This window comes from Roseomonas sp. WA12, from assembly GCF_054165765.1.
Map to the genome: position 1 here is coordinate 763,124 of NZ_CM135108.1, position 18,347 is coordinate 781,470.

Sequence of the window (18,347 nt, forward strand, 5' to 3'; positions counted from 1 at the left end):
ACTCGCCTCATTAAACAAAGGACTACTATAATGAATTCGACTTCTGAACGCTGCATGCCCTTCATCGAAGCGGCTAACAGGCGCGTCTTCACTGTCCGTGATGTCGCGAATGCTGCCTTCCCAGTTCTGTGTCCCGAGCCTCTCACTGACATCAAGACGCGGTCAGGCCTGGTGTACACTGCAGAGCTGCAACGTGTACCGCTAGTGAACGGTATCGGGAGGGGTATAATCAGGGCCGCCGCCTCAAGTGGCCGTATTCCGCTGAACCTCCCGAAGCATCCACAACTTCTTAAGCTCACAAAGTACGACTATGCTACTACGGAGGAAATGAGGACCTTCCGCTCCGTTCTCATGGACCTGGCGATGGATCATGACGACAACTATCATGTCATCCTTTCGGCGCTGTTCGGCTGCGAATAGTGGTGAACCAAAGAGCCTGCCGTGAGGCGGGTTTTTGCAACGTTACGCTAAAACACCTCCCTTGGGCGCCGCCAGCACAGCGACGAAAGCTAAGTTTCAAAATCTGAAACTTAACGTCATACCCATTCCGTCGAAACCTCGCCTACCCAGGGTCACAACCCTCCAACGCTTCTACCAAAACTTGAGTGTACGCGAGCTGCGACTACGTTGTGGCCATCCCCAGGGTTACGAGTACGGTCGAAAATGCAAACCGTGAGGCGCGTTTCTGGTTACGCTTGGAGCCATTCACCAAACCCTCGTCGTCACGGAAGACTTGAGGTATGAAGACCCTGCTACCTAGTACCGGAGCCACCATGGCCAAGCCCGACATCAACCTGGACAAGCTCACTGTCCCGGAACTCACGCAGCTGATCGAGGAGGCGAAGGCCGCCCTGAATAACAAAAGGGGCGAGGCCCGCTCCCAGCTGGTGGAGGAGATGACAGCAAAGGCGCGTCAACTCGGCCTCGATCTCAGCGACCTTATCACCTCGGCGCGCACCAACGTTCGTAAGTCCCGCAGCGACAAGGGCGCGCCAGTGGCTGCGAAGTATCGCAACGAGACCGGCGAGACGTGGTCGGGGCGTGGACGGATGCCCAAATGGCTCAGCGAGGCAGTCGGAAGAGGCAGGGACAAAGAGGACTTTTTGGCCTGATCGGAAGCTGGCCAATGACATCACGCGCCGAACGAGTTTCTGAGGTTTTCAAGACGATTGGGCAGCCTACTGTCACCTATGTGCAGCGTGATAGCGGAAAACTCGAAAAGCTTCTGCGGTCGGCCCTTAACGAGAGTGGTCAGCTATGCCTCGTTACCGGACCGTCAAAGACCGGCAAGACGACGCTGTACCGAGAAGTACTCGCAAGTCGAGACGAGTTGCCGCTAATCGTTCAATGTGATCGGGCCAAGACATGCAGCACCATTTGGCAGCAGGCCCTAGAGGCAGTCGACTTCGAGCGTGTAGAGTCGCGTACATCGTCTACAGTGGCGAAGGCCGCCGGAGAGGTTGAGATCGGCGGTAGGCTTGGATGGAAGTGGCTTGCCGAAGCGGCGGGAAGGATCAAAGGAACTGTTGGTAAAGACTGGTCCGAAGCCGAGGTTAAGAAGCGTGTTCTGTCTGAACCTGGTCCGGATTTGCTGCTTCCGATACTCAAAGCAACGAAATATGTTCTCGTAATTGAGGACTTTCACTATCTTGAAGATAAGGAGAAGGTACTTCTCTTCCAGCAGTGGAAGCGGTTTATAGACTCTGAAGTGTCAGTACTCGTTCTCGGCACGACGCACCGTGCTGTTGATATCGCCAACAGCAACAGGGATCTTGTTGGGCGAATCGCGCAGATCGACGTTGCTCATTGGTCGCAACCTGATCTGGAAAAGATCGTTTTTCAGGGATTTGTTCATCTCGGCGTTAAGATCGGGCCGAAGCAGAAATCGATGATCGCAACCGAAGCGGTTGGTCTCCCAATTGTCGTTCAGCAAGCCTGCCTTCAGATATTCAGTTCACGAGATGTAGAATTCAGCACCGACAGCAAACGACTTTCCTTTGAAACGACTACCAAGCTCGTGAGCGATTCGCTGCATTCCGTCGCTAAGTTGAAATATACGCAATTTGAGTCTTATTACAACACGCTCATTCGTGGGCCGCGTGAAAAAACAAGAAAGTACCGCACCTACGAGCTTGTACTTCTGTGTTTCACACTCGATCCGATAAAGTTCTCAATTAGACGGTCTGAAATTGACGAGCGCCTCAGCAAACTCGGACTCGAAAATTCCGAGGTGCCTCCGTTTGCCTCGGTGAATTCAACACTTGGCGCTCTCAAAAAGTTCCAGGAACGTCGAGGCTTCGCACTTCTTGAATGGCAGCCCAGCGAGGAGATCCTTTACATCATCGAACCTGCATTCCTGTTCTATGTTCGCTGGCGGAAGGAGAAAGCAGTTACAATCCAACAACTGGACCTTTTTGAGAGGCTTTTGAACACCAATTGGGATGGTGCTTTCAAGCGTTTCAGCGTGCTGTTCAAGTCGTCCTCGGAGCCCACGTAATTTCAGAGCGGATAGCAGCAAGCGACAGCGCGAAATGTTAGATCGTTGCTGAGGAGGGTGGAAGCCAGAGAACACGCGCAAGGTAAGGCGCTGGAGCGAGGCCAATGACCGGGCGTTTTGCAATGTGTGTTGCGCTGGTCGTTCCGCCCCTAAGCCATGCTTGCAGAGAATCCTCAGCGGAGCCGTTTGCGTGCCTAAGAATTGATCTCCCCTGAATATCCATACGTCGTCCCGAGTACCCAACGTCTTCGGGATGTCGACCAAATTTCGATGGGCCGAAATCAGCGTTCCAAATCGATCGGTGTGGGAATGGCTTCTCTGGGCCAGCTTCAAAGAAGGCCCAAACATCGATATCTTTTAAGCCGTACGCAGGGTCTAGGAAATGCTTACCGCTGCCCTGACATAAAACAAGTAGCATCATACGATTTGAGTAAAGGCCAGCAACCTCGGCCCTAGCAAAGACCGTCGTCAATTCTTTAAGGGCAGTATCACGGATCCGCTTGAGATCGTCTGCGTCGATCGGTTCGTTCGAGCGATTTGCAATGGACTCGTCCATGGTGGGCTCCCGACTTTCACTGATGGACGGCATCTAAACCACGCCAACTTGCGATGGAATGCAAAGAGTGGAATCGCTGGGCTAAAGAGGTGGAAGCTGCGCCCTGCTGAGCTTATCAGTGCCCGACCCATAGAACGAATCGGGAACAAAGTCTTAGCCACGCAGTCCCATGGCCCACAACATGAGCCGCTTCCGGCGCCATAGCCTCATCATGGCTAGTCCAGCGGCTAACTGGTGTGAGGGCTGGCAACTGCATGTGGAGTGCTGGCAGGGCAAGTGTGCCCGAGGGCGATACCGCCTCTTGTGCGAGCTAGTGCCCTCGCGTCCTGGGGCCACCCTCCACGACCTAGCCTGGCGCACATGGTGTCGAGCATGCAGATCGCGCCCGTCTCGGGTGTGGCTATATCGTCCGCTTAGCCGCCATTGGTCAGCTGAACGCATTCCGCTCATTGGCGGAGTGGGCTGAAAACAAGTTGCTCCGGGACATCATGGGCGGGTGGACACCTACCAAGCGCACTTAGACAGCAAATCGGACCCCAGGGAGACACAGCGTTGCCGAGCGACGTCACCTAGCAACTTGTAAGGCTGATGGGGCGTCGTGCCGCTCCAGCCGTTACACCCAGCCCCAGGTGCCCTCACTGCCTCTGAGCAACCGGTGACGGGCACCGCTCTAGGCTTCGACGTGACCCGGAACTTTGATCTAGAGGGTTAGGCCGCCCGAACCTGCATATGTCGGCTCGGGTCAGGTCCCAGATTTCCTCGGATTGGCTAGCCATGGGATTTGCCACATTTGCGTACTCAAGAGAATATTCAGGGCGAACGAGCACTGGACCCGGCTCATTAATCCTGCGGTGTTCTTCATTATGGGCGCCAACAACACGCGGAACCCCAGCGACAACGAAAAAAATCGGAGCTCCAGACATGCCTTTGCGCGCTGAGCAATTGTGATAAAATCCGCCCAAACGGACCTCACCACGCCCTTTCCCGTCTCTGGTTTCGCCTTTTGCACCACAGTTTCCAGCCACAGAAAGCTGATTCAGATCTCGCTCCGCAGGATAACCTGCAATTTGTAAATCGTTCCTTTCTTCGGATCCGCCAGGCACGTTCGTTTCACCTGGCCTGAGTTGAGCCCATCCGATTTCTGGATCCTCCCCAACACACCGCTCCAGCCTCATCACGGTCATCTCAAAATCGGACGACTGCCCTGCCCCTTCGATGTCACGGCCTTCGTCGTCTCTCAAGCGGCTCCACACTACAGGCGTCGCGTTTACGCGATTATACCTAAAGCTTTGCCCCGGACCTTGGCCTGCCGAAAACTTAACGCTGTGTCCGTCCGCTGCGCTCGGTGACATAAGACCTCCGAACACATTGTGCCGCGCTGTATAAATGTAACAGGGCGATATCAAAAAAGCCGTGGCGTAGCTAGTACCCGCCTTTCCAACCGGGTTTCGGGGGTCGGCGGCGGTCATTGGCACTTCCAGGCGACCAATTGGAGCATAAGGTCCAACACGCCGCTGATAGGAAAATGGACTGGTGTTGAAGTCGTTGATGGTTTGCAGAAGACGACTAGCAACAGACTGCGTGACATTTGGAGCCGCTCGACTTGGAATTGCTGGGGCTGCAGCAACCGACAGCACCACAGCGATCATAGCCACCACACAAATTGACCTGAACTTTCCCAAAGGCCGTCGCCTTTCATCGCTGAAGATCGGAGGTAGGCACATGGCTTTAGAAATTACACAGATGTCCGACAAGAATTCGGCATTCTTTTGTTGACCCGAGTTGAAAAATTCAACGACGCCATTTTGCTGCTTCCATTGCATCGTCAAACCGGTGCTTCGTGATCTCCAGCGTATCCTTGCCTTGCGAGAAGCGCCACTTCCAGTGTTCTTGGAGCGTCTTATTGTGCTTCTCCAAGTTGCAGGCCCTGTGAGCCAGCGCTAGGTTTTCAGTCGAGTTTGTTCCACCTTTTGCAATAGGCGTCAGGTGATCAACTTGGGCTTGAGCAATCTCTGCTTGAGCAATGGGGGTTAAGCAACAAAAACACATGCCGTACTGACGCTTCCAAAATATTACCTTATCGTCGCTGGAAAATGTTATCCCTTCTTGAAGAACGGACCGCACCCTATCTTTCGCCGCAAGAGATTGCTTGTTGGCCTCGCGATGACGCTTTGAGCGCGTCCTGTTGCATGGGCGGCAGTACCCTGATGAGCCGATCAGTTCATCCAAGAAGACTTCTCTGCACTCCGGGCAACGCCGCATGTCTTCTCTCTACTATTCAACTTTGTGACCCATGGCGTACCAGTTGGGCACTGGCGGTATCAAGGCTGTGGGAAATCCGCGATTGAAATGGCCAGGAGAGCCACGCGATGTGCCGCGTAGCCTAGAAGCCAGTCCTTCCGACACGCCCGCACCGAACCTCCTCGGCAGCTCTGAAGCCCGCAAACAAAAACCCCGCTGGAAGGCGGGGTATCTGTACGGCATCCCTGGCTTTGCAGATGGGGCGCAGAAGTCTCAGCTCAGCTGCCGTTTAGCGGCGCTCTTCGGGTTACGGCGCCGCGATAGGGTCTTTGCTTTGGCCTCAGCCTTCAGCATCTCAGTGAGTGCGGTTGCGAGATCCGCGAGAAGAGAGGCAACGGAATGAAGACCGATCCGCGCCGTCTTGAGGTCGTACTCTGCTTGGCGCAGCTGTTCGGCGGTCACAGGCGGCCACCGTCTACGTTCTTGGGGACGGGGCGGGGGAGAAGGCGGGCCTTCAGCTCCTCAATGGCGCTGAGCGGCCTTACGGGCGGGCTGTCGACGATCTCGACGGGCGGGGCCTCCTCAGCCCTGTCGGGTGGCTGAGGAAGCGTTGTAGGGCGAGGGGAGGGGAGGGCACGGGTAGGTGCCGCCCCGTCGAGGTCCGGGAGACTGAAATCACCGCGCACTGGTGGGGGTCTCCGAGGGAAGAAGGAACTTCAGGAATAGGTCGAAGGACTCCTGAGGCATCGTAACCATCTTCGGCGGCTCTGGGGTCTCGGGAGTTTCCGGGGCAGGTTCGCGGACACGGCGCATTCCCTGGCCCTTGAACCCGTCAGCGTCGTAGGTTTCTTCGATGATACGGCGAACCGTGGGGGCGGTGTTCTCGGTCATGTTCAGCCTCCAGCCGCGCGAGTGGCTTCGATGATGAACTTGGACACGGCCTGTTCAGCGGCTGCCTCCAGGGCTGGGGCGTCAGGCTTGGTGGCGTTCTCGACGAAGCGGGCGAGCTTGCTGGTCGCGTGGGTGGCGGGGGCGAACAGAGGCGCCTCTCTCTTCATTTCGTACGTGAGGACGTCGCCCACCTCGCGGCTCAGCCGGGACATGGCGCGAAGGTGGCCGATCAGCGCGGCGGTAGCTTCATCGGCTAGCCGGGAAGCGGTCTGAAGCTCGATAGCCTTGGCGCAGATCTTCTCACGGGCGGCGTCATCCGCCTCCAGCTTCTCCTGCTTTTCAGCGGCGGCGAGCAGTGAGCGGGCCTCGCTTCGCATCTGACCTAGGCGAGAGAGGTGATCCCGAGCTGCGTTCAGCTCAGGGGGAACCGGCGGAGGAGAGCTATCGCCGTGGGAAATGCCCGCGCGGAACTCGGCGGAATAGGCGGCTTCAGCGGCGTTGAGGCGGTCTCCTGCCTCGGAGATTTGGGCCTCGATACGTGCGAGGGTTTCGCGAAGTTCAATAGAGTTCATATTCATTTTTTTCACGAGTATACTGGAGTATCTTCAGTTGCTCCGCAGCAGCCCACCCTGTATAATAGTGGAACTCGCTAAGGCAGCAAGTAGTAACTGGTCAAACGGTGCGAGAAGGGTGACATGGAAACATGTCGCCCTTTCTTTTTGGGCTAGACTCAGGAAATCCGCAGACGCGGGTTAAAAAGATCACAGACGCGGACGAAGCAGACTTTGCGAATCTTGTAGACGGGCAAGCCGTCACGATAGATGCGCTTGCGCGCCAACTGGTAATTGAGGCCGAGAATAACCGCAGCCTGCTTGAGGTTGACGGCATCGCCCGAGACGATGTCAGAGTAGATCTGATCTGGGATAGGGGAATTCGAGTTCATAGTGTCTCCAAGATGTGCCTATTATACGCCCTTTTTTGGAGACCCGCAATATACTCCCGTATACTAGCGTATAACAGGAGAAACTGTTAAACTACTGTCTCCGGTGCCTAGACCAGTTGCACCCTTACGCGCGGCGGATTGGATCGCCCGCGACCAAGCTACTTAGACTGCCTTAGCAAAAATGAAAAATATAGAAGACGCCGTGACGATAACGGCGAGTGATCAAGCTACCGCCTCCCCTGCTGTGGAGGCTCAGACGGAACCGCAGGCCGATGCTCAGGAGGTGCCAGAGGGGGCGAAGGCGGAAGCGGGTGAGACAGCGGAGGCGGAAGCGCCTGAGACTGAGAAGGCCACAGGTACACCCGCGAAAGCCATTCCTTCTGCCGTTAAGCCGAAGCGCCGAGAAGAGAGGCTAAATAACCATTTCTGGGACGACTCTGACCAGGCGCATAAGTTCAGCTGGACATGGGACTATGTAGTTAAGAAGTTAGGCACTGGCAACGGGGAAAAGGGCCTACAGAACCTAGAACACATCACCCGCATGCTGATGCAAACAACAGATCGTTATGCGCTGGCCAACATAGGTGGCCGCCCCCGTGTTATCGATCTAATGGCAGAGAAGTTTGTTGCCACACCGCTCGATACCCACTTCAAAATGTATGGCAACTTCGCCTTCCCGATTCACAATCAGGACGGTATCCCGACGAGGGCGGAACTTACCCTGGCAGAACTCTGGTTCAAGTTCCCCAAGAGGCTGAACTACACTGAAGGCGTGACGTTCGCGCCGCCGACCGAGGACCACACCCCGTTCGTTCCTCCAGTGACGTATAACCTCTTCCAGGGCTTCGATCTGCCGCAGCCCTCCTACCCTGGATACCCCCGGTTCCGCGAACACCTCTTCGATAACGTGTGTCAGGGGGATGAGGACCGCTTCAACTTCGTCATGATGTGGTTCGCGGACATCCTGCGGAACCCAGGTCACAAGCCCGGCAGTGCGATGGTCTTCAGAGGCCTGGAGGGTGTCGGAAAGAGCATGGTGGGTGTGGAGTTCGCGAAGATCGTGGGCCCTCGCTACAGAATGGAGGCCAGCTCCGAGCACCATGTCCTAGGGAACTTCAACGCACATCTGAGTACGGCACTTTTCCTCCAATGCGAAGAAGCACTGTTCGCAGGATCTAAGAGCGGGGGAGTGCTGAAGAATATGGTTACAAGCGAGACGCTGCCTATCGAAATGAAGGGCATCGATACGATCAACATGCCGAACTTCACTCGTATTCTGATGTGCAGCAACGAGACATGGGTAGTGCCTGCGAGCGCGGATGCACGGCGCTGGTTCGTCACGGATGTGTGCCCCGACCATAAGGGTGACAGGGCGTACTTCCAGGCGATCATCGATGAGATGAACAATGGAGGACGAGCCGCCTGGGTTCAGGAGCTGATGACGTGGCCAATCGACATCGGACTACTTCGGAACCCGCCTGACACCTGGGAGCTTCAGGAGCAGCGCCTGCACAGCTTCGATCTGGTTCAAACTTTCTTCATCGATCTCCTGCGCGAAGGAAACAGGGACATCTTTCCGCAAGGCGAGGGCGCTGAAGCGGAATGGGTCATGGCCTCGGAGTTCGACGAGAAGGTGTACCATCGGTTCGAGAGCTATATCCTAGACCGCAAGGCGAACTACTCAGCGAACCGGACCAAATTCAGGAGGGGCCTACGGGACACGCTGTTCCTAGAACCGAAGCAAAAGAAGATCGATGGTGTCAACGAGAGACGGTACAAGATCCTGCCACTGGACGCGCTGCGAGTGATGGTTGCGGATCGGCTGAAGATCGATCTGGAGGAGTTGCTGTAGGATGGAGGTCGGAGGGGGCGTAATGGCCTCCTCCGCGCTCTGCCGGTAACAGGTAACAAGGTCAGGGTAACAGCCAGAAAGCGCGGAAACTGCCAAAAACCCCAGCGTTTGCTGGGCTGGTAACAAAGTAGCAGGGTAACAAATCCTTTTCCGAGTTGCGTGGCTGGCGCCTTCTTGCGCGGAGGAGAGGGAGGGGTTCCCAGAATCATCTAATTTACTTGTTACCTTTGTTACCTGTTACTTCTCTTGAAAAAGCCAACAAAACAAGGGATTTTAGGGTAACAGACGGGGTAACAAGTGAGGAGGAGGCTGTTACCCCTCCCCCTCCTCCGCGCAAGGAAGTGCGCCAAAACAAAGAAGGGGAGCCAACCGGCTCCCCTTTTTGCGTTCCAGGCTCCGAGCCCCTTACCCCAGCTCGACACGTAAGATCTCGCGCCCCTCCGCAAGCTCGATAAGCGCTTCTCCGAGCCTTGCGAGTTGCACCTCGGGACCGTCCACCAGCTCCTCCAGCTCGTCGTCTGAGAGGTCCAGGCGGGCGGGCTTTGAGGTGATACGGAGACGGATGTCATGGGTTAGCGAACCGTCAGCGGACGGCGTTGAGGCCGGTCCTCGCTCAGTCTTCCACTGATAGAAGGCAGCTCGTCCGGTCTCCACCAGCATCAGCTCCAGCAACTCGTCGAGGGCAGCTTGCGAAAGCGGTCCATCAGCGTCGTGGAGCTTGGTGCGGTGGTCGACCGTGGCGGTCGCAGCGGTGATGGTCATGGACATGCGGAAAATCCCCCAAGGTTAGAACGGTTATCTCCACGCGACATCGCTGGAGACCGTTTCAAGTTCCTTAGTGGGAGGCCTTCGCTACAGGATCGTGGGCGAGGCCGGTAGCTCCCCCTGCGGGTCGCTGCCGGGAGAGAATCACGCCCCAAGGGGCGACGCAAGGCCTTCCTCGCGAGGGCTGTAGGATACGCCCCCTCCATGACCTGTCCCGTGCTTAGGGCCTCGCCTACCACCCGGCCTGGGTCCCCTCTGAACCATTGGCAGCGCGCGTGAGGACATTGAGGAAGCGTTGCCCAAAGCAGTCCAACTAACGCTTCCACGTTCCCCTTGAGGCCGCCCGCAATGCTTTCGCGGGCTCCTAATGGGCTGGAGCGCTGCGTTGTCTGGCATTGGTTTTCGTCGGTACGTTTTGGGTATACCTCAGACAGACTCACGACAAGGGCCACGAAAGTTGGTCTGATAACTCGTGTTGACCAACCAAAACAGACCACCTATATCCAGACCATCTTAAACAGACCGATGGGCTGAGACATGCTGACCCGCCTCTATCTAAGAGCTTCGGCCGACGATCAGGACGCCACTCGCGCGCGTGCTGCCCTTGAAGCCTTTGCGGAGGAGAGGAGCCTTCAGGTCGCAGGGACCTACATCGAGAACGAGTCTGGCGCGCGCCTGGACCGTCCCGAGCTGTGGCGGCTGCTCAACGATAGCCGCCCCGGAGATTTGTTGCTGACGGAACAGGTAGACCGTCTGAGCCGCCTGTCTGAGGCCGATTGGATCAAGCTGCGGGGGCAGATCAGCGACCGTCAGATTCGCGTTGTCGCGCTGGACCTTCCGACCAGCTGGACCATGGCGGCGCCGGGGGATGAGTTCACGTCGCGCATGTTCTCCGCGCTGAACTCCATGATGTTGGACATGCTCGCCGCTGTGGCACGCAAGGACTACTCAGACCGGCGGCGTAGGCAGGCAGAAGGTCAGGCCAAGGCAAAGGCCGAGGGTCGCTACAAGGGCCGCCCTGAGGACGAGAAGCGCAACAAGGCTATCGCGGCGATGTTGGGCAAAGGCGTGTCGTGGTCGCAGATCATGGAGGCTACCAAGTGCAGCCGGACGACCATTGCGGCGGTCGCGAAGCGTCTCCGTGATAATATGGATAAGGCGTGAGCGACCCACCTGACCTGATCATCCCAAGTGTTCCTAAAAGACACACTTGATGTTGCTGTAATACCACACCTGCTCGACCTTTTGCTGGGGGTCTGCCGGGCCCTCTCTCAGGGTCGCGCGGGATGACGTCAATGATCCAAGGGACAACGGTCTTCCGGACACTTCGCCATTCCTCATCGCGGAAGGCATCGCCCGCTTGTCCCGTTACATCCTCCGATGGATTGTAGCTGCCTAGCGCAGGGATTCCGAAGTGTCGGCTACCATATTCGTCATAACCGTCGTCATCCTCGGGGTTCTCCTCGCGAAGAAGGGGCGTGGCTACAAGCTCCTGATGATCCCTGTAGCGCTCGTCGGGCTGTTTCTGGTCGGGGGTAACATCCCCCCGGAGCAACGGGCCGAGATGGATCGCAAGCGGGGCGAGCGAGAGCAGGCTGCCGCAGTCGCGGAAGCTGACCGCCGCTACCTCGCCGCCATCGCGGAGGCCGACGCAGCCAAGGCACGCGAGGCCGAGAGGGTCCGCCAGGACGCCGCGTGCCGCCCTGACCTCCAGTGCTGGGCCAGCAAGCACATGGGCGCCGCGACGTCAGCCTGCCGCCCCCTGGTGGAAAGTAGCGCAAGCAGGGACTACCGGTGGACCGCCTGGATCGAGAAGTTCTCTCACTATCGCTGGGCCAACCAAGCTGCCGGAACAGTCGTCTACATCGGAGACGAAATCGAGATGCAGAACGGCTTCGGCGCCTGGATGCGACACACCTACGCCTGTGAGTTCGACACCTCGACCCGCACGGCACGCGTGATCAACGTGAGGGCAGGGCGCATCTAGCGCCCCTACTTGGCCTTGTCAGCCGCGCCCTTCGGCTTCTTGCTGGACCGGCGGTGCTCGATTTCGCGTTCGACTGCCGTTCGGACGAGGTCAGTACGTGCTTCGCCATCCTTCAAGACGGCGTCCATGTTCGCGAACGTCCCCTTTGGGAACGGCGCGACCATCTTCTCGTCGTACAGCATCTTTCGCCCCATAAGCTGGGGGCTAATGGGTAGGGGAGGAGTCGTCAAAGCCGCACAGTAAGACATATGGGATATTGACCCGTAAGGCATATGCCTTAAGCCTGTCCAGCACCGGGGCAGGGGTCGACATGCAGGCGCTTCATCATCGCTTCGGGGGCAGGGCAGTCACCCGTCGGCAGACCTCTCAGGTTTTTTTGAGCCGCATCCGGCTCGATCAACCTCGCCCTAGCGACAGCGAACTTTGAGAGATGCCACGCACAAAACTACAGACACCTAACTTCAGCCTCACCAAGCGGTCTGATGGTTACTACGACGTCCGCTACACCGAGGACGGAACCGCTAAGAAGAAGTCGACTGGGACGAAAAACGCCAAGGAGGCCGAAGGCTTCCGCGCTCGCTTCGCGGACGAGTACCGACGCCCCAAGATCACCAGCAAGCATCCCACGATCCGGGAGGTTTGCGACGCCTTCCAGGCCTATCGGGAGCCGCTGGTAGCCTCACCTCTCAAGTACTTCTTCAACCCAATCCGGCGACACCTAGGCGACCTCTACGCGGACAAGGTCACGCAGACGGTCGTCAATCGCTACACAGCCCAGCGTCGCAAGGACCCGGTCGTCCTACACGGCAAGCCGCAGCCGGGGCGAACGATCAGCGATCCGACGATCAACAAGGATCTGAAGATGCTGCGCGCCGCGTTGAACTGGGCGGCTGCTGAACAGCTCATCGAGCGTGAACCGACCTTCCGTATAGAACTCAGTTCAGGCGGCGTCCGATCTCGCTGGATCACGAAGGAGGAGGCGAACCGGATCATGGACAGCGCCCTTCCGCATGCTCAGCTGTTCATCCTCATCGCCCTCAGCACGGCGAAGCGCATGACCGCGATCCTGTCGCTGAAATGGAGCGACGTGACCCTTCACATGCAGGGCTACGAGACCCTCAACTTCGGAGACGATGTCGGCAACAAGCGTCGCGGTTCCACGCCGATCAGCGGAAATGACCGACTCATCGAAGCCCTGAAGGCCGCGAAGAAGGTCGCCAAGACCGACTACGTCGTCGAATTCCAGGGAAAGCAGATCAAGGAGGCGAGGGGCGGCCTCATCTCGGCCTGCACTCGCGCAGGCATCGAGCCCATTACGCCCCATGTCCTCAAGCATTCGTCTGTGTCGTGGATGGTGATGAATGGCACGCCGCTGGAGCGCATCGCGGCCTTCACCAACACGTCCAAGGACATCATCGAACGGGTCTATGGGAAGTACTCGCCAGCCTACCTTGAGGACATCGCCAACGCTGTGTCGTTCTGAAGCGTGAATACAGGCCAAGCAGCCTAACAGGCTGAAAAAACTCACTGTCCAATACTGCCATCTATGCCCAATTACCCGTCGAGGGCGCCTGATCGGCAAGTATTCCGCAAGAGCATCAAGCAGTTGATGCTTGGGTTTGTGGGCCAGACTACATGTTGCGTGAAAGTATAAGTGAAGTAAAAATCGTGTATTCTGGCCCATCATGGGAAGGTCAAGGGGCGGGCGGGGCGGCCTTTGCGGGCAGCGGGAACAGGGTGACGAAGCGTTCCAGCACGGCGCGATCGCCCTCAACGGAAAGCACGCCCGCCGCCTCCATCGCCGCGATTGGCTGGCCACCGTAGATGACGCCCGCGATGGCGGGCGGCTTGCCCGTGATCACGACGTCCGGCCTCTCCAACCCCATCCCTATGGCAATCCGCCCGCCTGCGATGACGAGCGTGGCGGTATCCCGCCCGGTGCGCAGGCCAATCCGCGCCGTCATCCCTGCCGCCAGGGCTGGATCGAACATCGTCTTCAGCGAGAGCAGCAGCGAGGCGGCGCTGAAGGCCAGGGTGGGATCATGAAAGGGGGAGCGTGCGGCCCAGCGACCCAGCACCATGAAGATCGGCTCGCTCTCGCGCCCCCATTCCGTCAGTTCATAGACCTGGGCGTTCGCGGGCGGCGGCAGGCGGCGGCGCAGCACCACCCCGGCCTCTTCCAGCCCTTCTAGCCGCTGCGTCAACACATTGGCGCTGATCCCCGGCAGGTCAGCGCGCAGCTCGCCGAAGCGCTTCGGGCCGAAGATCAGTTCCCGCATCACCAGCAGGGCCCAGCGCTCTCCCAGCAGATCAAGGGCATGCGCGGCCGCGCAGGCATCGTCGTACCAGCGGCGGCGCTGCGTTTCGGCCAGCGTGGTTACTTTTTTTGACTTCATGGTTGCAAAAGATAAGTGCCGGCGGCAGGCTTCGCAAGCAACGCCAAGAGAGGGGGAAAATCACTATGACCCGGATGATCTTCGTGAACCTGCCTGTGGCCGACCTGCCGCGCGCCGTGACCTTCTACGAGGCCGTTGGTGGCCGAAAGAACCCGCAGTTCTCGGACGACACCGCGGCCTGCATTGTCTTCTCCGACGTGATTCACGTCATGCTGCTGACCCATGACAAATTCCGGCAGTTCGCGCCCCGGCCCATCGCCGACGCGCGGGCCGCGAGCGAGGTGCTGCTCTGCCTCTCCTCCGAGAGTCGGGAGGCGGTGGATGAGATCGTGGGCGCCGCTGCAGCCTCTGGCGGGGTCGCCGATCCCAGCTTCAAGCAGGACCACGGCTTCATGTACGGCCGCAGCTTTGAGGATCCGGACGGGCACATCTGGGAGGTGATGTGGATGGACGTCGCCGCCATGCAGGGCTGCCCCGAAAAGGCTGAGGCGGCCCATGGTTGAGTCGGCAGGGGAGGGGGAGGTGCGGGCGGAACCGGAGAGGAAGACAGCAATGCGCGTGATGGTTCTGGTGAAGGCCACGACCGACAGCGAGGCGGGGATCATGCCCCCGCTCGAGCTGATGGAGGCCATGGGGCGCTTCAACGAGGAGCTAATGAAGGCCGGGATCCTTCTGGCCGGTGAGGGCCTGCATCCGTCCTCGAGGGGCAAGCGCGTGGCCTTCGACGGCGCGGACCGGACTGTCACCGACGGCCCCTTCGCCGCGACCGGAGAACTGGTAGCCGGCTTCTGGCTGTGGCAGGTCAGGGACGTGGACGAGGCGGTGGAGTGGGTGAAACGCTGTCCCAACCCGATGCCCGGACCCAGCGAGATCGAGATCCGCCCGCTCTACGAGGCCGAGGATTTTGGCGAGGCGATGACGCCTGAACTGGCCGGGCAGGAGGAACAGCTGCGCCAGGCACTCGCCCAGAGCTAGGCATCAGCGGGGCGCAAAGAGCCGCCGCATGGCCGCGAGCGTGACGGCACCGGCCTCCGAGGCCCGCTGGGAGGCGCGTATGTCGATCGAGACCTTCGACTCGCTGAGAGTGAGCACAATGGGTTCGGTCGGCTCGGCATTTGGAGAGGCCGCGTGGTAGAGAAGGCCGATCCGCGAGGCCTGGCCGGGAGGCGTCGGCAACAGACCGATCGCGGCCACGCCAAGGCAGGTCTCCGCCTCCCACTCGCCCGAGCCGATGGTCATCAGCGGCGCCAGGGCCGTGTTGTCCCGCAGCACGAGAAGGAAGCAGCGGCGTATATGACCCATCTCCGGGACGCCCTCGCGGCCGGAGACGAGGGTGGCGACGGGTTGCCCGTCCCGCAGCAGCCGTGCCGTACCGGCTTGCAGGAGCTCCGCGCCGCGCAGAGGCAGGGCCGAGAGATAGGCCCGAGCCGCGGCAAGCTCCTCCGGTCCGGCAGGGAACAGCGTCAGCCGCTCCGCCCGGGCGGCCGCAGGGGAGAGAAGAAAGGCGGCGACCAGGAGCACGGCCCGGATCACGCCGGCCGGTTCTCCACCATCGCCATCAGCGTCTCCAGCACATCCGCCTCCTCCGCCGGCTTATCCTGCCGCAGCCGGGCGATGCGGGGGAAGCGCATGGCCACCCCTGAACGATGGCGGGAGGAGAGCTGGGCGGCGTCGAAGATCACCTCGAGCACGAAGCTCTTCTCCACCTCCCGCACCGGACCGAAGCGGCCGGTGGTGTGGTTGCGCACCCAGCGGTCGAGAAGAATCAACTCCTGGTCGGTGAAGCCGGAATAGGCCTTGCCCACCGGCACCAGCTCCCGCGTGCCATCCTCGTTCGTGCGCCAAAGGCCGAAGGTGTAGTCGGAGTAGTAGCTGCTGCGCTTGCCGTGGCCGCGCTGCGCATACATCAGCACCGCATCCACGCTCAGCGGCGCGCGCTTCCATTTCCACCACATCCCTTTGACGCGCCCCGGGATATAGGCGCTGTCCGCGCGCTTGAGCATCAGCCCCTCGATCGAGGCCGCGCGCGCCGTGTCGCGCAGGGCAGAGAGCTCATCGAGACTGCCGAAGCGGATCAGCTCCGATACGTCCATGCGCGCGGGCGCGTGCTGCGCGGCCCAGGCCTCCAGCCGTGCCCGGCGCGCATCGAAGGGCAGGGCGCGCAGGTCCTCCTCGCCATCGAGCAGCAGGTCGTAGAGCCGGACGAAGACGGGATAGTCCCGTATCATCTTCGGGCCGATGACCTTCCGGTTCAGCCGCTGCTGCAGATCGGCGAAAGGCGCCACCTGCTTTCCATCGGGGCCGTCCCGCACCACCAGCAGCTCGCCATCCAGCACCGCATGGAAGTCCATCGCCTCCGCGATCTCGGGGAAGGCGCCGGAGATGTCCTCCCCCGTGCGGGACCACAGCCGCCGCCCACCGGGCCCGGCGGTGAGTTGCACGCGGATTCCGTCCCACTTCCACTCCGCCCGCCACTCCTGCGGGTTGGTCTCGATAGCGGCGATGTCGGCGGGCGCCTCAAGCGGATGTGCCAGCATCAGCGGGCGGAAGACCGGCGCGCCGGCAGCGTCGGGGCGCGGGCCCTCGCCCTCCAGCCAGCGGAATAGCGGGATGTAGGGCGGTGCAACGCCGTGCCAGACCTCCTCGATCTCGCCGATCTCCTGCCCGGACCATTCGGCCAGCGCCGTCTTCGCCAGCCGCGCCGAGGCGCCGACGCGTAGCCCACCGGTGACGAGCTTGATCAGCGCCAGCCGCCCACCCGCATCCAGCGTGTCGAGCCACCCCTCCATCAGCGCCGGCACCTCGGCGCGGGAGGCGAGTTCCAGCCCCTCCACCACCTCGGACAGGGTCGGCGGCGGCGCGTTCACCCCCTGCCGCTCCGGCCAGATCAGCGCGACGGTTTCGGCGAGATCGCCGACATAATCATGGGAAAGGGCGAGCAGCACCGGGTCCACCCGGCTGGCGACGAGGTCGCGCACGATGCCCGGCTTGGCCGCGGTGAAGACCAGCTCGCCCGTCAGCGCCGCCAGGCCAACGCCCCGGTCCGGATCCGGCTGATCGGCGAACCAGCGGCGCATCAGGGCGACCTTGGCGTTGCGGCCGGGGGTGAAGACCAGCCGTTCCAGCAGGTCCGCGAAGGCCTGGACGCTCAAGGGGCAGCGGGGGCCGGGGCGGCCTCCTCCCCGGGGGACTCGGGTGCGCCCTCGTCATCCTCTTCGTCCTCGCGCCCGACAAGATGAAGCGCGCGACCTCGAACACCACGCAAAGACAAGGCATGGATCAGGGCATCGTCACGGCCATGGGTCACCCAGACCTCGGGGGCGCGAACCTCCTCGATGGTCTCCAGCAACTCATCCCAATCGGCGTGGTCGGAAATGATGAGGGGCAGCTCTACTCCACGCAGCTTGGCGCGCTGGCGCACCGTCATCCAGCCGGAAGCGGCGCAAGTTACGGGTTCCGCCAAGCGGCGGGCCCAGGGGGTTGCCTCGGCCGAGGGCGGGGCGATCACGATCTCACCTGCCAGGATCGGCGGATGGCCGCGCTTCAGCCCCTTTGGCACCGGCAGCAGCTCCCCCAGCGGCACGCCGAGCGATTCATAGAGGGTGCAGAGCTTCTCCACCGCGCCGTGGAGATAAACGGGCCGATCCCAGCCGGCCTCTCGCAGAAGCGCGATGATCCGCTGCGTCTTTCCCAGTGCATAGGCGCCGACGACATGCGCGCGCTCGGGAAACAGCGCCACGCTGTCGAGCAAGCGACGGATCTCATGTGAATCCGGCGGGTGGCGGAAGACGGGAAGGGCGAAGGTCGCCTCGGTGACGAAGACATCGCACTCCACAGGCTCGAAACTGGCACAGGTCGGGTCCCGCCGGCGCTTGTAGTCGCCGGAGACGACGATCCGGCTGCCCTGCCATTCCAGAACGATCTGCGCAGAGCCCAGGACATGCCCGGCCGGGACCAGGGTGATCCGCACGCCGTTGCGGGTGATGGTCTCGCCGTAGGGAAGGGCCTGCTGGGTATCGCCAGCGCGGTCCTCGCCGAAGCGGGCGCGCATGATGGCGAGCGTATCCGGCGTGGCGAGCACCGCGCCATGGCCGGGGCGGGCGTGGTCGGCATGGCCATGGCTGACAACCGCCCGCTCCACCGCGCGCGAGGGGTCGATATGGAAACCCCCCGGCTCGCAATAGAGGCCGAGGGGCGTCACGGTCATCCAGCGATCTGG

General features: G+C 60.4%; 20 protein-coding genes. 9 read left to right on the forward strand and 11 right to left on the reverse strand.

What is annotated here, in order from left to right:
• Positions 1–54 precede the first annotated feature (54 nt).
• From ACVBD7_RS03790 to ACVBD7_RS03800, 3 genes are all read left to right on the forward strand, one after another.
• Positions 55–420 carry a hypothetical protein gene (locus ACVBD7_RS03790; protein ID WP_458096170.1) on the forward strand — a complete coding sequence of 122 codons (366 nt, stop codon included), beginning with the start codon at positions 55–57 and terminating at the stop codon, positions 418–420.
• A gap of 353 nt (positions 421–773) precedes the next feature.
• Positions 774–1,112, forward strand: a complete 339-nt coding sequence (locus tag ACVBD7_RS03795; protein WP_458096171.1) for an H-NS histone family protein — start codon at positions 774–776, stop codon at positions 1,110–1,112.
• Positions 1,113–1,126: 14 nt separating this feature from the next.
• Complete coding sequence (locus ACVBD7_RS03800; protein WP_458096172.1) at positions 1,127–2,497, forward strand: ATP-binding protein; 1,371 nt, start codon at positions 1,127–1,129, stop codon at positions 2,495–2,497.
• Positions 2,498–2,534: 37 nt separating this feature from the next.
• On the opposite strand, the gene ACVBD7_RS03805 is transcribed toward ACVBD7_RS03800, so the two are convergent.
• The 5 genes from ACVBD7_RS03805 to ACVBD7_RS03825 form a co-directional block, all read right to left on the reverse strand.
• Positions 2,535–3,053, reverse strand: coding sequence for a hypothetical protein (locus ACVBD7_RS03805; RefSeq protein WP_458096173.1), 519 nt, complete (start codon positions 3,051–3,053; stop codon positions 2,535–2,537).
• Between the two features lie 1,791 nt (positions 3,054–4,844).
• Positions 4,845–5,282 carry an HNH endonuclease gene (locus ACVBD7_RS03810; protein WP_458096174.1) on the reverse strand — a complete coding sequence of 146 codons (438 nt, stop codon included), beginning with the start codon at positions 5,280–5,282 and terminating at the stop codon, positions 4,845–4,847.
• Positions 5,283–5,969: 687 nt separating this feature from the next.
• Complete coding sequence (locus ACVBD7_RS03815) at positions 5,970–6,185, reverse strand: hypothetical protein (RefSeq protein ID WP_458096175.1); 216 nt, start codon at positions 6,183–6,185, stop codon at positions 5,970–5,972.
• Between the two features lie 2 nt (positions 6,186–6,187).
• Entirely contained in the window at positions 6,188–6,763 is a 576-nt protein-coding gene (locus ACVBD7_RS03820; protein ID WP_458096176.1) for a hypothetical protein, read from the reverse strand.
• Positions 6,764–6,915: 152 nt separating this feature from the next.
• The gene (locus ACVBD7_RS03825) at positions 6,916–7,128 is read right to left on the reverse strand and encodes a hypothetical protein (protein ID WP_458096177.1); all 213 of its coding nucleotides are present in this window, start codon (positions 7,126–7,128) and stop codon (positions 6,916–6,918) included.
• Positions 7,129–7,330: 202 nt separating this feature from the next.
• Here ACVBD7_RS03825 and ACVBD7_RS03830 point away from each other — a divergent pair, with 202 nt between their 5' ends.
• A complete protein-coding gene (locus ACVBD7_RS03830) occupies positions 7,331–8,980 on the forward strand; it encodes a primase-helicase family protein (RefSeq protein WP_458096178.1) in 1,650 nt (549 codons plus the stop codon).
• Between the two features lie 405 nt (positions 8,981–9,385).
• On the opposite strand, the gene ACVBD7_RS03835 is transcribed toward ACVBD7_RS03830, so the two are convergent.
• A complete protein-coding gene (locus ACVBD7_RS03835) occupies positions 9,386–9,748 on the reverse strand; it encodes a hypothetical protein (protein WP_458096179.1) in 363 nt (120 codons plus the stop codon).
• A gap of 534 nt (positions 9,749–10,282) precedes the next feature.
• Between ACVBD7_RS03835 and ACVBD7_RS03840 the strand changes: the two genes are divergently transcribed.
• Together ACVBD7_RS03840 and ACVBD7_RS03845 are read left to right on the forward strand one after the other, a co-directional pair.
• Positions 10,283–10,909: a recombinase family protein gene (locus ACVBD7_RS03840; protein WP_458096180.1), complete on the forward strand. Its 627-nt coding sequence runs from the start codon at positions 10,283–10,285 to the stop codon at positions 10,907–10,909.
• A gap of 250 nt (positions 10,910–11,159) precedes the next feature.
• Positions 11,160–11,732, forward strand: a complete 573-nt coding sequence (locus ACVBD7_RS03845; RefSeq protein WP_458096181.1) for a hypothetical protein — start codon at positions 11,160–11,162, stop codon at positions 11,730–11,732.
• A 5-nt stretch (positions 11,733–11,737) separates the two neighbouring features.
• Here ACVBD7_RS03845 and ACVBD7_RS03850 read toward each other — a convergent pair whose 3' ends face one another.
• On the reverse strand, positions 11,738–11,914 hold the full coding sequence (locus ACVBD7_RS03850) for a hypothetical protein (RefSeq protein ID WP_458096182.1): 177 nt from the start codon (positions 11,912–11,914) through the stop codon (positions 11,738–11,740).
• Between the two features lie 248 nt (positions 11,915–12,162).
• On the opposite strand from ACVBD7_RS03850, the gene ACVBD7_RS03855 reads away from it, so the two are divergent.
• Positions 12,163–13,215, forward strand: coding sequence for a tyrosine-type recombinase/integrase (locus tag ACVBD7_RS03855; RefSeq protein WP_458096183.1), 1,053 nt, complete (start codon positions 12,163–12,165; stop codon positions 13,213–13,215).
• A gap of 211 nt (positions 13,216–13,426) precedes the next feature.
• Here ACVBD7_RS03855 and ACVBD7_RS03860 read toward each other — a convergent pair whose 3' ends face one another.
• Positions 13,427–14,128, reverse strand: a complete 702-nt coding sequence (locus ACVBD7_RS03860; protein WP_458096184.1) for a winged helix-turn-helix transcriptional regulator — start codon at positions 14,126–14,128, stop codon at positions 13,427–13,429.
• A gap of 65 nt (positions 14,129–14,193) precedes the next feature.
• Here ACVBD7_RS03860 and ACVBD7_RS03865 point away from each other — a divergent pair, with 65 nt between their 5' ends.
• Together ACVBD7_RS03865 and ACVBD7_RS03870 are read left to right on the forward strand one after the other, a co-directional pair.
• A complete protein-coding gene (locus ACVBD7_RS03865) occupies positions 14,194–14,631 on the forward strand; it encodes a VOC family protein (RefSeq protein WP_458096185.1) in 438 nt (145 codons plus the stop codon).
• Between the two features lie 49 nt (positions 14,632–14,680).
• Entirely contained in the window at positions 14,681–15,103 is a 423-nt protein-coding gene (locus tag ACVBD7_RS03870) for a YciI family protein (protein WP_458096186.1), read from the forward strand.
• A 3-nt stretch (positions 15,104–15,106) separates the two neighbouring features.
• Here the strand turns inward: ACVBD7_RS03870 and ACVBD7_RS03875 are convergent, their stop codons facing one another.
• The 3 genes from ACVBD7_RS03875 to ACVBD7_RS03885 are packed head-to-tail and all read right to left on the reverse strand — an operon-like array spanning position 15,107 to position 18,335.
• A complete protein-coding gene (locus tag ACVBD7_RS03875) occupies positions 15,107–15,661 on the reverse strand; it encodes a hypothetical protein (protein WP_458096187.1) in 555 nt (184 codons plus the stop codon).
• Positions 15,658–17,280 (reverse strand): cisplatin damage response ATP-dependent DNA ligase, encoded by a 1,623-nt coding sequence (locus tag ACVBD7_RS03880; protein ID WP_458096188.1) that lies wholly within the window; start codon positions 17,278–17,280, stop codon positions 15,658–15,660. Before ACVBD7_RS03880 ends, ACVBD7_RS03875 begins: the two co-directional genes overlap by 4 nt.
• Positions 17,277–18,335: a ligase-associated DNA damage response exonuclease gene (locus ACVBD7_RS03885; protein ID WP_458096189.1), complete on the reverse strand. Its 1,059-nt coding sequence runs from the start codon at positions 18,333–18,335 to the stop codon at positions 17,277–17,279. The genes ACVBD7_RS03880 and ACVBD7_RS03885 overlap by 4 nt, the downstream gene beginning before the upstream one ends.
• Between the last annotated feature and the right edge of the window lie 12 nt (positions 18,336–18,347).

Bases quoted from the DNA above. Each gene is read 5' to 3' on its own strand.
- ACVBD7_RS03855 (WP_458096183.1), top strand. From the start codon at position 12,163: ATGCCACGCACAAAACTACAGACACCTAACTTCAGCCTCACCAAGCGG.
- ACVBD7_RS03825 (WP_458096177.1), bottom strand. From the start codon at position 7,128: ATGAACTCGAATTCCCCTATCCCAGATCAGATCTACTCTGACATCGTC.
- ACVBD7_RS03815 (WP_458096175.1), bottom strand. From the start codon at position 6,185: ATGACCGAGAACACCGCCCCCACGGTTCGCCGTATCATCGAAGAAACC.
- ACVBD7_RS03865 (WP_458096185.1), top strand. From the start codon at position 14,194: ATGACCCGGATGATCTTCGTGAACCTGCCTGTGGCCGACCTGCCGCGC.
- ACVBD7_RS03870 (WP_458096186.1), top strand. From the start codon at position 14,681: ATGCGCGTGATGGTTCTGGTGAAGGCCACGACCGACAGCGAGGCGGGG.
- ACVBD7_RS03885 (WP_458096189.1), bottom strand. From the start codon at position 18,335: ATGACCGTGACGCCCCTCGGCCTCTATTGCGAGCCGGGGGGTTTCCAT.
- ACVBD7_RS03840 (WP_458096180.1), top strand. From the start codon at position 10,283: ATGCTGACCCGCCTCTATCTAAGAGCTTCGGCCGACGATCAGGACGCC.
- ACVBD7_RS03790 (WP_458096170.1), top strand. From the start codon at position 55: ATGCCCTTCATCGAAGCGGCTAACAGGCGCGTCTTCACTGTCCGTGAT.
- ACVBD7_RS03795 (WP_458096171.1), top strand. From the start codon at position 774: ATGGCCAAGCCCGACATCAACCTGGACAAGCTCACTGTCCCGGAACTC.
- ACVBD7_RS03850 (WP_458096182.1), bottom strand. From the start codon at position 11,914: ATGCTGTACGACGAGAAGATGGTCGCGCCGTTCCCAAAGGGGACGTTC.
- ACVBD7_RS03820 (WP_458096176.1), bottom strand. From the start codon at position 6,763: ATGAATATGAACTCTATTGAACTTCGCGAAACCCTCGCACGTATCGAG.
- ACVBD7_RS03800 (WP_458096172.1), top strand. From the start codon at position 1,127: ATGACATCACGCGCCGAACGAGTTTCTGAGGTTTTCAAGACGATTGGG.
- ACVBD7_RS03835 (WP_458096179.1), bottom strand. From the start codon at position 9,748: ATGTCCATGACCATCACCGCTGCGACCGCCACGGTCGACCACCGCACC.
- ACVBD7_RS03805 (WP_458096173.1), bottom strand. From the start codon at position 3,053: ATGGACGAGTCCATTGCAAATCGCTCGAACGAACCGATCGACGCAGAC.
- ACVBD7_RS03860 (WP_458096184.1), bottom strand. From the start codon at position 14,128: ATGAAGTCAAAAAAAGTAACCACGCTGGCCGAAACGCAGCGCCGCCGC.